A 12,133-nucleotide genomic window follows, 5' to 3' on the forward strand; every position below is an offset into this window, starting at 1 on the left:
GTATGCTTAAATTTTCAAAAAAGAGGATTTGTAGATTGCTTATACTATGTATGATGCAGTCTTTTTTCATTGGTTGTAAAGAAAAACCAAAGCCTAAGAGTAATAAACCTATTCAGAATGTTACTGCAATTAAAGAGTGGCAGAAAATGAAATTTGGGCTATTTATTCATTGGGGAATATATTCTGTCCCAGCAGGGGTGTGGAAAGGAAAACAGATAGAGAAATTAGGAGAACAGATTCAACGTCATGCTCATATTCCAAATGATGAATATGAGATGTTGGCAAAGCTATTTAATCCGACGCAATTTGATCCTGATGCAATTGTAAAGATGGCAAAAGATGCAGGAATGAAATATGTGGTCTTAACTGCAAAGCATCACGATGGTTTTTGTATGTTCGAAAGTGAGCATACTACTTATGATATTGTGGATGCCTCTCCATATAAAAAAGATATTCTTAAGCAGTTAGCTGAAGCATGTAAAAAATATGATATGAAATTAGGTGTTTATTACTCGACTCCTGATTGGCATTTTAATGGACCAAATCCTGAGGTCAATCCTCATGATAAGAAGATCTCTGTTTTTAGTAAGGTCTCCAAAGAAAATGAGGATTATCAAGTTGCTCAATTGAAAGAGATTCTGTCTAATTATGGTGATATTTGTGAGTTGTTTTTTGACATGGGAGAACCAACAAAGGAGCAAAGTGTTCGTTTCGCAAATACTGTACATAATTTACAACCTCACTGTATGATTAATGGGCGAGTAATGAATAATCAAGGTGATTTTATCACTATGCCTGATAATCATGTGCCTGATATCCCTGTCGATACTCTAGCATGGGAAACACCTGGTACATTCTATCACACTTGGGGTTACAAATCTTGGGTAAAAGGAGATACACTTCCTGTGCAAATAAAGACACAGGTTCGGAAACTAGTTCAGGTTGCAGCTAGAGGAGGAAACTTTTTGTTAAATATTGGACCTAAATCTGATGGAACTGTTTTGCAGTATGAAAAAGATGTATTAAAAGGTATTGGTTCTTGGATGAAGAATCATAAAGAGGGAATTTGGGGCGTAGAGACCAATCCATTTAAGAAATTATCATGGGGAGAGTGTACTGTGAAAGGCAACGATCTTTATTTCTTTGTGTATAATTGGCCTGAGTCTGATCAGTTAAGAATTCCAGGATTAAGTAGCCCTGTTGTCTCAATAAACTCGATGAATGAACCAACAAAGAAAGTTGCATTTCATAAAGAAGGAAATGATATTATTGTTGACTTGTCGAATATGAATGAAGATGAATATCTTACAGGTATAAAAGTCCATTTGTCTAATGCTCTCGTTATTAAAGATCCGATCGTTGAGCCACTGGATAATAATGTAATTTTACTTGAAGGGAGTGATGCTATCTGTTATGGTAAATATGGAAAAGAGAGTTATCGATCTATATTAAAAGATTTTTCAAGGAGTTGGGATATTGATGTAAAGAAACCTGGTTCTTATCGAATTGAGATCACTTATAAGATGAAGTTTCAAAATAAGAAATTTTTGTTTGCTGTTGGTGAAGAGAAATATCCTTTTATGCTTTTTGGTAGTGGGAAAGGTAAAGCAAAGCTTGATATGATTGATGGAAATGAAGAGGTCAAATCTAAGAGTAAAGGGCATAAACAAAGTAAAGGGTTTAAAACCCAGAGTATTGGAACGATAAAACTTAGAGCAAAAGGTCGTAATACTTTATATTTGAATCAAGGGGAAGATTTTCCTTTTGTGACAACTATTGTGGAATTCAAGAAACAGAATCCAAAATATAAAACAATGAATATTGATATAAAGACGATCAAATTGATACCCGTTGATGCATAATTATTATATGCCTTGTGTCAGAAATATTTAATTGATTTGATGATTGGTAAATGAGTCGTTCTAATACATTTAGAGCGACTTTTTTAAATATATAGGGGTTGCTCAGAGAGTGTATATTGTTTATTATCAAATAAATACGGGTTTTATAGTAGCTTTTAGTAATCATTTTTTATCTTCAATGAATCAAAAAGCTTGCAGATTATGATCCGATATATTAGTACACAACAGTCCCTATTTGAAGGTTTTAAACATCCATTTGATCAAGAACTCGATGAAAAGAATCGATGGGTTATTTTGGCAAATGCTATACCATGGGACACCTTTGCATCTTATTATTACAGTGTAATGAGTCGAGACCACGGAGCTCCCTGTAAAGATGCACGTATAGTTCTAGGAGCATTAATCATAAAACATGAGCAGAATTTATCCGATAGAGACACCCTTAAAATGATCCAAGAGAATATCTATCTGCAATATTTTGTTGGATTACCTTCCTTCAGTAAACACCCCGTTTTTAGTGCAGCGTTATTTGTGGATATCCGGAAAAGAGTAGGAAAAGATATATTAGAGAGAATGATTCAAGCGATGATTATATCAGACGAATCCTTTGTAAAAAAAGGACAACTAAAAGTGACAAATGTAACGGAACTAGATTATGAAGAAGAGACCAATCATGGAGACTTAAAGATTGATGCATCTGTGGCAGATGCAGATATCCGTTTTCCTTTGGATCTTAATTTATTGAATAAGACAAGAGAAGAAAGTGAGAGGATGATTGATTCATTATGGAGTAAATCTGGGAAGGGATCTATTAAACCACGGACTTATCGTAGAAAGGCAAGAAAAGACTACCTTGCATTTGCCATGAATAAAAAAGGTCGCAATAATAAGAATGGATGTAAGAAACAATTACGTTACTTGCGTCGTAATATTACTACCGTTAGCATTCTATTTCAGGAGTTTAATTCAGAAAGTCCTTTTATGAAGAGACTTGTAGATAAATACTTTTTCATCAAAGAGATTTATGAACAACAGTTTAAAATCGCTGAAGGCAAAAAAGTAAAAGATCGTATTGTAAGCTTTCACATGCCTTTTGTTCGACCTATTGTGAGAGGCAAACTGGCTCGTAAAACTGAATTCGGTGCAAAGATTAATGTAAGCATCTCTAATGGTTTTGCACAGATCGATCAATTAAAATGGAATGCTTATAATGAAGGTGTATATTTAAAAGAACAGGTGGAAGCCTACTATACCTTACATGGTTATTATCCAGCAAGAATTTATGCAGATAAGATCTATCTAAACAGAGAAAACAGAGGCTATTTGAAGGATTTAAATATACAGATTATAGGAAAACCGTTGGGAAGAAAGGCTCAAAGTAAAGAAGGAAAAGAGAGGAGTAAAATACTCCAAAAAGAGATGGGAAAGAGGAATGAAGTTGAAGGTTTCTTTGAAACATGTAAGAGAAAATATGGTTTAAACAATATAAAAGCACGAAGACAAGATACAAGTGAAAGCTGGATTGCTTCAATATGTCTTGTGTATAATTTAATGAAACTTCAAAGAAAACTTATACAGAAGTTTTCTTGTGCCTATCTGAAATTAAACTGCATTTTAGTGATCCTAAGGGACTTTCTTTCTGAAAATATAGATTACCATCAGTGGAGTAGAAATAGAGGCGCTGAGCCAATTTTATTTTTCTGAAACTTTCTGAGCAACCCCTATCTAAGCAATGGATTATAATAGTGACGTGCGTCTAAAATGTACAATGCATCTTGGATCTCTATAGGTTTCCTTCGTAGTTTGTTGATACTTCAAGGATACTTTGTTGATACTTGGTTCATCTAAAATGTTAAATAGATGAATGTTCTATGGCGATAAGATTGTAAAATTATTTTTTATTTTACCGTCAATTTATTAGAGAATATACATTTATATTCTATTCTCTAAGGTTGTTTGGGAGCGAGATCTCCAAATAACCTAGTTCAATTGATACTTTAATTCAAATAAGTGCTTCTTTCTTTGATTACAATATATGTGTCACCAAGTACTACTCATTGGCAAAAGATTAAAATTAGGTGTTTTTTATGTAAATGGTAATTGTCTGTTATGGTAGTCCTTTTTTTCATGTTATCTTTGTTTAGACTAAAAACAATGTATAATGATTTCGACAACATCACTCTCTATAATATTTTTATCGGTATATACCATTCTAATTATTTCTGTAGGTTTATATAATCGAAAAAGTGAAAATAGTGAGGACTATTTTCTTGCTTCGAGAAGGTTACCTTCATGGCTTCTGGCGATTACTTTTATTGCATCATGGTGGGGTGGTGGTTCAGCCATAGATCTGGTTGATCATGCCTTTAGGAATGGAATTAACTCATTCTGGATCTATGGTGTTCCTGTATTATTATCAACTTTTTTGATGTTTCTTTTCGCGAAGGCAATAAGGAAGGTTGGGACTGTCTCACAACCTCAATTGATGGAGCAAAGATATAATCGTTGGGCTGGACTATTACTTACTGTTTTTATTATTGTTTTTATGGTTTTGACAGCTTCTGTTCAGGCTATCGTGATTGGGAAATTCTTTCATTCATTTTTTGGAATAAGTTATAATTCAGGGATTTTAATTGGAACAGGTATTGTTCTGAGCTACTCTTTTTTTGGTGGGTTTAAGGGAGTTGTACTGACTGATTTTATTCAATTTGTATTTTTCCTTTTTACTGCGATCTATTTATTCTATGTTGCATATGATACGTCGGGAGGACTAGAGAATGTCTCACGTTTAGCAGAAAAAAAAGGTCAAATAGGATATACCTCTTTGTTTCATAATGTTTCAGATCAATTAGCTTACGTGATTACTTTTGGGGCATCTTGGATGATTCAAGCAAATATATGGCAAAGAATTTCTGCAGCAAAAAATGCTACTTCAGCAAAGAAGATGATGTTGATTAGTTTTTTTGCATTTATACCACTTTACTTGATGGTGACCTTTACAGGCATGTTTAGTCTAGTGTCTTACTCATCTATTCCAACTGGTGGTATTGTTCCAGATATGGTTCGTAATATTAGTAATCCATTGTTAAGTTCTATTATATTTGTTGGACTTTGTTCTGCGATAATGTCGACAATGGACTCCTTGCTTAATACAGGTGCGATGTCATTAACAATAGATGTATTTAAACGATATATTTCACCTTCGGTATCTCCACAAAAGAATGTGATGGTCGGAAGAGTATCAACTCTTATTATGGGAGGTTTGGCAGCTTTGATAGCCATGAGGGTTGATTCTGTATTAAAGATCTCTTGGATTGGATCAGATTTTCTCACTACAGGTGCTTTTATTCCTTTAGTGTTAGGGTTTATTTGGAAAAGAGGAAGTGCTACTGGTGCAATCTTGTCGATGTTGTTTGGGCTATTGTTCTCTTCATATAATCTTCTAGTAGCTATGGGGCTATCTCTTCCTGTGTGCTGGGAAATAGCATCTTCGACACAGGCTATTGTTGGAGTTCTTATAAGCTTATTGATCTTTATCTCGACAAGTTTACTCTTTCCTGACAAGAATGATAAAGCAGATCTGTTTGTAAACAAAGCAGGGATGACAGTTATTGGTAAATCAATAGAGTTAAAGTAGTTAACTTTCATCGAGTCTGTTGTTTATGTGTATCTAGATAATAATGGGTTGTTCTTAGCTAAGTGCAACCCATTATTATTTTGGTGTGTTACAGTATACTCTAGAAGTCCATTCCACTTTTATAATATGTGCTTTCTGCAATATCGAATAAGTTTCCAGAGAATCTTAATCTTGTGCCACGAGTGATTGCTTCGACAGTTGCATCAGCATAATTACCTCCTGTTGTTAGGTTTACAGTAATGTCTACAGTTAAGGCATTTCCGATAACAGACATTCTAAGTGTAACGTTTCCATGTTTGTCTGTATTTAACTCTTTCTTTGTTTGTCTCCCTTTTAAAGTTATCCCACCGATACCATTAGGCCCTCCTACAAAATTGGTGAAAGCTAGCTGTACATATACATCTTCTCCTTGTACTGTAACAAAGTTTGTATTTGATGTTACCTGAAGTGATTGACCTCGTTTGTTATAAACAGTGTTTGCTTCGAGAACCCACCTGTCATTTTTTAATGCATTAGATGCTTTGTCAAACTGAAGTTTCTCACTCTCTTCTCTCTGTTTTTTCTTTAGAGCTTTTTTCTCTTTTCTAGTCATTTCTTTCTCGGGTTCTTGTGCTTGTAGCATGGAAATGGAGAAGAATAATGAACATAATAGTGTGATGGCTATAACTTGAAATCTACCTTTCATAGTGTGTGATTTAAAAAATGCATAATATTCTATAAAACAAGATTTAGGCTAATAATGTTCATAGTCAATTGTTTAACTGTTACACAAAGTCTGTGCCATGAACTAAATTCAAAAAAAAGATTGATTTTCATTAACAAATGGATGTGTCGTTTGTTTTTCTATTGATAACAGTTAACAGTATTTTGTGTTAGTTAACCTAAAATAGGTTTGTTAATATGAAATATTTTGTTTTTGATGTTCAATCTAAATCTTCAATTTATGAAAAAGATCTTTATCGTAGCAAGTCTATTTATGATGATCAGTTTTTCTCTTCGAGGTCAAACTAAAATCATAACCGGAGTTGTTTCGGATGCAGCGAATGGGCAAACCGTTCCAGGCGTTTCTGTTACAGTTCCTAATTCTTCAGTTGGTACCGTAACAAATATTGATGGATTCTATTCGTTAAAAATTCCTATTGGAACTAAAGTGCTGAAATTTAGTTATGTTGGAATGAAAGAAGTGCTTGTCGAAATAAAAGGGAGCACTGTAAATGTTAAGATGGAGTCTAAGATGATCGGTGTGGATGAAGTGGTTGTAACTGCATTAGGAATATCTCGAGATAAGAAAGCATTGGGGTATGCAGTCCAAAATGTAGGCGGTGATGAGTTGAATAAAACCAAACAAGACAATGTAATTGCAGCATTGTCTGGTAAGGTTTCAGGTGTTCAAGTCTCTGGAGCTTCTGGTTCGATGGGTGGTTCTAGCCGAATTTTGATTCGCGGTGCTAGTTCTGTAACAGGAAATAATCAACCACTTTTTGTCGTGGATGGTATTCCTATTGATAACTCTAATTTTAATTCCACGGATGCATCTCGAGGTGCAGGTGGTTATGATTATGGTAGTATGGCCCAGGATATTAATCCAGAGGATATTGAGAAAATGACTGTTTTGAAGGGGCCTTCTGCTGCTGCACTTTACGGTTCTAGAGCAGCGAATGGTGTTATTATGATCACTACAAAAAAAGGAAGCAAAAAAGGTGGAGCTAAGTCATTTGGTGTTTCTGTAAATATGGGTATTGGTTTTGAATCTGTTAATCGCTTACCTGATTATCAAAATTCTTATGGTGGAGGTAGTTCCGGTAAGTTTGATGTGGTAACGATAGATGGTGTTCAGTATGATGCTGTAGAATATAATGAAGATACTAGTTGGGGACCGAAATATGACTCATCTCATAAAGTTTTACATTGGGATGCATATGATGAGTATGATTCTGCTAATTATTTAAATCCAAGGGCTTGGCAAGCCTCACAAAACGATGTTAAGGATTTCTTCGAAACTGGCGTTACATATAATAATTCTGTTGCCTTTTCTGGAGCCGATGATAAAGGATCGTTCCGCATGTCTATTTCAGGTGTGAATACTAACGGGTATATGCCTCACTCTAATTTGGATAAATATACTGTTAGTTTTAATGGTACTAGATATTTAAACGAGAAACTTATGATTCAGGCTGGGGTCTCGTATATAAATACTAAAGCTAAAGGACGACCAGAGACTGGATATGGTGATGGTAATGTTATGGTGAAATTTACTCAGTGGGGTCAACGTCAATTAGATATGGATCATTTAAGTTTCTATAAAGCTCCTGATGGTAGTCAACGATCTTGGAATAGAACGGCATACGATGATGCTACGCCTGCTTATTCAAATAACCCTTATTGGATTCGTTATGAGAATTATACTGAGGATCAAAGGAATCGATATATTGGGAATATTGGATTGACATATGATATTTTAGATGGTTTGAAAGGTAGTTTAAAAGCATATCATGATTCATACACATTTCGAATTAATCAGCGTATTGCACTTGGATCACAAGAAACTTCATCTTATTATGAAATGGTTCGTCAATCAATTGAAAACAATTATGAAATGATGTTCAATTATAATAAGCAGTTGACTGATGATTTTAATTTAAGTGCACTAGCTGGTGCCAATATTAGAACGAATAATTATTATTCTAATTCAGCGACTACAGCTGGAGGTTTAGTGCTTCCTGACTTATATACAACTACTAACTCAAAAGATCCAGCAACTGTTACTGATTTTGAGGAAGAGAAAATGGTTGTAAGTGCTTATGGAAGTTTTAGTTTAGGGTATAAAAATACTTATTACTTGGATGGAACTTTCCGTAATGATTGGTCATCTTCTTTGCCAAAAGAGAATCGATCATTTTTTTATCCTTCATTTACTGCAAGTGTCGTGCTATCTTCTCTTGAATTTATGAAAGAGTATGAGTGGCTTTCATTTGGTAAGATTCGTGCTGGTTGGGCAATGGTTGGTAATGATACTGATCCATACTCTTTGAAAGAGACTTATACAAACTATCAGCCGAATTTTGGTGGAGTTCCACGTTATAGTACACCCAATACCTTGCCAAATTCGGAACTTAAACCTGAGACAACTTATTCATGGGAAATTGGTGCAGAATTAAAGTTCCTTAAAGATCGTTTAGGTATTGATTTTACTTATTATTCTAATAAGACTAAAGATTTGATTACACAGGTGGCAATTTCGGGCTCTACAGGTTATCTCTACAAGACAATGAATGCGGGTGAGATGTCTAACAAAGGAGTTGAGTTAATGTTTTCAGCAACACCTATTTTGACAAATGATTTCTCTTGGGATCTTTCTCTTAATTTTGCAAAAAACACCAACGAGCTTGTTTCTCTCTCGGATGGTATTACCAACTATCAAATGGCAAATGCTCCTTTTAGAGTTACTGTGAATGCTTCAGTAGGTGAGTCATATGGTGCAATAATGGGGACTAACTATGTTTATGACCAGAATGGTAATAAAGTAATTTCGACTAGTGGACGTTTTCTTGCATCTCAAGGTCCTGAGGTGTTGGGAACAGTCCTTCCTGATTATAATATTGGCTTAACCAATTCATTCAAGTATAAGAATTTTACATTAACAGCTTTGATTGATATGCAACATGGAGGAAGTTATTTTTCTACTTCAAATATGTGGGGAATGTATTCTGGAATGTTAGAAGGTTCTGTATATCAGAATGGTGTTGATATTCGTGAAAAAGGGGTTGTTTTAGATGGAGTCTATGGTAAATTTGACTCGAAAGGTGAGTTAGTCTATACTGATAAGAATGGAAATGTAAGTTCAACTCCAGTTAAAAATACTTCGAATATTTCTGGTCGACGTTATTCTTCTGACCATTATGCATTGGTGGATGCACAGAATATTTTCGATGCATCATATATTAAGTTGAGAGAAGTGACTTTCGGATATACTTTCCCTAATAAAATGACCGGATTAGTAAAAAATCTTCATGTCGGGCTTTATGGGCGAAATTTGATTACTTGGGGATTGGATAATAGAGATTTTGATCCTGAAGCATCAGTTACTTCTTCTGGAAATGTGCAAGGTATCGAAGGGGGAGCACTTCCATCAACTGCAACCTATGGTTTGAATATTAAGTTTGGATTCTAGTTTGAATGTGTCAAATGGAATGAATAGTAATTTAAATTTCGTAATGATTATGAAAAACATTAAATACATAACCTTTGTCCTATTGTTCGTTTTATTAGGATGTTCTAATGAACTTACGGAAAGGAATCAGAACCCGAATTCACCGGAAACAGTTCCTACTCCAACTTTACTTGTCAATGCGCAGTATCGATTGGTTCAAGATATTCGGGATGAATGGTTTTCAGGTCGTATGGCTCTATTATGGGTTGAATATTGGACCCAATCAAACTATACCGATGAAGATAGATATCTTTATAGAGAGAATTCTAATTCAAATGCTTGGAAGTTGATATATTCAGATCTTATGGATTTGAAAACTATTATTGACCTGAATGTTAGTGAAGATACAAAAGGTGCTATGTCTGCTTATGGTAAAAATGACAACCAAATTGCTGTAGCTCGTATCTTAAAGTCGTGGACATTTTTGTTGTTAACTGAGACATATGGCCCCATCCCTTATGAATCTTATGGAAATAAAGACGAGACCTTCCAAGCTCTGCAAGCTAAAGAGAATGTTATAACTCCACTTTATGCAGATCCTAAAATAGTATATTTTGATATTATAAATGAGTTAAGTGCTTCTGCTAAAATGATTGATGAATCAGCAGTTGCATTTACTCAAGGAGACAATATTTTCAATGGAGATGCTTCTAAATGGAAAAAGTTCGCCAATTCACTTGTTTTACGTGCTGCAATGAGAATTCGTGCCAAAGAGCCTGATTTTGCAAACAAGGCTATTGAGGAGGCAATAAAAAGTGGCGTTATGAAAAGTGTTGATGATAATGCATTGTTTAGAAGTGAAGATAATGCTAAGAATGGTTCCCCATTTTATAAAGCATTTGCAGTGGGAAATAGGACTGACTTTGTAATGGCAAAACCGTTGATTGATTTATTAAAAGGAGAGTCTGGACCTTTTAATATTGTAGATCCTCGCCTTTACTATTATGCTGCACCTAAAGGTGCGAAGGTTACAGGTAAATCAGGTGCGAAGTCAATTTCTAAAGGAGAGTATCTTCCTAAGGAAGGTGATGAGTTGGGTGTTGGTGATTATCAGGTATCTAATTATGATGGAATGCCTTATGGTTTAACTAGTGATGAAACTGGGGCCGTTGGTTTAGAGAATGTTTCATTACCAAATTCTCCAATGCAGTCTACATTTGGGAATCCATTTATGGATTATGCAGAGGTCTGTTTACTGTTATCAGAATATAAGGGTTGGGATCAAACAGAATATGAAAACGGTGTGAGGGCCTCTATGTTGAGGTGGGGTGTTGATGAGAAGTATATCAAAGAATATATTGATCTAATGCCAGCGGCATCAATGGAAACTGTGTTAACCCAGAAATATATTGCACTTTATATGCAACCTTATAATACTTGGGCTGAGTATCGTCGTACTGGATATCCAACGATATTAGTAAAACCCAATGAGGTAACTTTTGTTGATACCGAAGGAGTAATTGATGAAGATGAAAAAGGGAAAGAGTACTATTTTATCTCTCTTGTTAGTGATGTTCAGAGTGATCTTCCTAATCGAGTGAAGTATTCTAACTTGGAGCCTTTATTGAATTCCGTAGGGTATAATGCTGGACTACAGGCTTTAGGAGGTTCTGGTTCTGACCGCATGAGCACAAAGTTGTGGTGGGAAAAAGATTAAAACCAGCTTGGTGTTTTATAATATAAAGTAGGTGTTATTTTTTGAACACTAACACGAATAATCATATTAGAAGCAGTAAATGAAAGAATCACGATTCTTTGGCTTGCTGCTTCTTTTACTGTTTAGGTAATCAGAATCAATGAATATAAAGAGGTGATTTAAACTTTTGGGTTCATCCATGAATTGCGTATATATCCTGATGCATTCCTTTTATTCTTAGCATAAAATAATCTAAGTCTCGATAGCCCTGAGCATGTCTTTTTATTGTTCTTATCTTGTTGTTTACCCCCTTCTAAAGGTCCTGTTGATATTCCACATTTATACTAGTTTAATATTCCTGTTTTATGTTCTTCCACTAAGTCAGCAACCTTCTGTAGCTGTGGTGTTTTAGCCTCATTTACATCTTTTCCCCATTGATCTAATAATTTAAGTTGTATCATACATATTCTTTTGATTCCATAACTCTCTTAGTTCCTCCTTCAAATAATATGCATAAAACAAAGAGGGATTTAGATCTAGTACTTTTTCCAGCTTAATATCTTCTTTGGCTATTTCCGAGATTTGATGGGTAGCCATATTAAATAGCACAATGTTTATTCATCTTTCTAAAATCTAATTTGCCCGTAACCAAGTATAGCATTGTGGATGTGCTACACTTGAATGGCAATCCTGTTCGGACTGTAGAACAAGAAGAAATCGCAAAACTAAAAGCAGAGCTACGCCAGACACAAATAGAACGTGATATATTAAAAAAGGCAGTGAGCATA

Annotated in this window: 8 protein-coding genes; 5 read left to right on the forward strand and 3 right to left on the reverse strand. The window is 34.8% G+C overall.

Translation table 11 applies throughout. The annotated features are described in order from the left end of the window. Positions 1-50 precede the first annotated feature (50 nt). From K5X82_01140 to K5X82_01150, 3 genes are all read left to right on the forward strand, one after another. Positions 51-1,862: an alpha-L-fucosidase gene (locus K5X82_01140; protein QZT37512.1), complete on the forward strand. Its 1,812-nt coding sequence runs from the start codon at positions 51-53 to the stop codon at positions 1,860-1,862. Between the two features lie 201 nt (positions 1,863-2,063). Beyond that, positions 2,064-3,566 carry an IS5 family transposase gene (locus K5X82_01145; protein QZT37513.1) on the forward strand — a complete coding sequence of 501 codons (1,503 nt, stop codon included), beginning with the start codon at positions 2,064-2,066 and terminating at the stop codon, positions 3,564-3,566. Positions 3,567-4,023: 457 nt separating this feature from the next. Continuing rightward, complete coding sequence (locus K5X82_01150; GenBank protein ID QZT37514.1) at positions 4,024-5,499, forward strand: sodium:solute symporter family protein; 1,476 nt, start codon at positions 4,024-4,026, stop codon at positions 5,497-5,499. Between the two features lie 100 nt (positions 5,500-5,599). On the opposite strand, the gene K5X82_01155 is transcribed toward K5X82_01150, so the two are convergent. Continuing rightward, positions 5,600-6,184, reverse strand: coding sequence for a DUF4251 domain-containing protein (locus tag K5X82_01155; GenBank protein ID QZT37515.1), 585 nt, complete (start codon positions 6,182-6,184; stop codon positions 5,600-5,602). A gap of 258 nt (positions 6,185-6,442) precedes the next feature. Between K5X82_01155 and K5X82_01160 the strand changes: the two genes are divergently transcribed. Beyond that, complete coding sequence (locus K5X82_01160; GenBank protein ID QZT37516.1) at positions 6,443-9,670, forward strand: SusC/RagA family TonB-linked outer membrane protein; 3,228 nt, start codon at positions 6,443-6,445, stop codon at positions 9,668-9,670. Positions 9,671-9,719: 49 nt separating this feature from the next. Further along, on the forward strand, positions 9,720-11,366 hold the full coding sequence (locus tag K5X82_01165) for a SusD/RagB family nutrient-binding outer membrane lipoprotein (GenBank protein ID QZT37517.1): 1,647 nt from the start codon (positions 9,720-9,722) through the stop codon (positions 11,364-11,366). Positions 11,367-11,538: 172 nt separating this feature from the next. Here K5X82_01165 and K5X82_01170 read toward each other — a convergent pair whose 3' ends face one another. Together K5X82_01170 and K5X82_01175 are read right to left on the reverse strand one after the other, a co-directional pair. Then, the gene (locus K5X82_01170) at positions 11,539-11,640 is read right to left on the reverse strand and encodes a hypothetical protein (protein ID QZT39067.1); all 102 of its coding nucleotides are present in this window, start codon (positions 11,638-11,640) and stop codon (positions 11,539-11,541) included. 152 nt (positions 11,641-11,792) lie between these two features. Continuing rightward, a complete protein-coding gene (locus K5X82_01175) occupies positions 11,793-11,942 on the reverse strand; it encodes a hypothetical protein (GenBank protein ID QZT37518.1) in 150 nt (49 codons plus the stop codon). Between the last annotated feature and the right edge of the window lie 191 nt (positions 11,943-12,133).

Source organism: Prolixibacteraceae bacterium (assembly GCA_019856515.1).
In the GTDB taxonomy this organism is placed as follows: Bacteria; Bacteroidota; Bacteroidia; order Bacteroidales; family Prolixibacteraceae; genus Halosquirtibacter; species Halosquirtibacter xylanolyticus.

What these genes read in the sequence shown, in the direction of transcription:
- K5X82_01140 (QZT37512.1), top strand. Translation starts at nt 51, where the DNA reads ATGATGCAGTCTTTTTTCATTGGTTGTAAAGAAAAACCAAAGCCTAAG.
- K5X82_01145 (QZT37513.1), top strand. Translation starts at nt 2,064, where the DNA reads ATGATCCGATATATTAGTACACAACAGTCCCTATTTGAAGGTTTTAAA.
- K5X82_01165 (QZT37517.1), top strand. Translation starts at nt 9,720, where the DNA reads ATGAAAAACATTAAATACATAACCTTTGTCCTATTGTTCGTTTTATTA.
- K5X82_01175 (QZT37518.1), bottom strand. Translation starts at nt 11,942, where the DNA reads ATGGCTACCCATCAAATCTCGGAAATAGCCAAAGAAGATATTAAGCTG.
- K5X82_01155 (QZT37515.1), bottom strand. Translation starts at nt 6,184, where the DNA reads ATGAAAGGTAGATTTCAAGTTATAGCCATCACACTATTATGTTCATTA.
- K5X82_01150 (QZT37514.1), top strand. Translation starts at nt 4,024, where the DNA reads ATGATTTCGACAACATCACTCTCTATAATATTTTTATCGGTATATACC.
- K5X82_01160 (QZT37516.1), top strand. Translation starts at nt 6,443, where the DNA reads ATGAAAAAGATCTTTATCGTAGCAAGTCTATTTATGATGATCAGTTTT.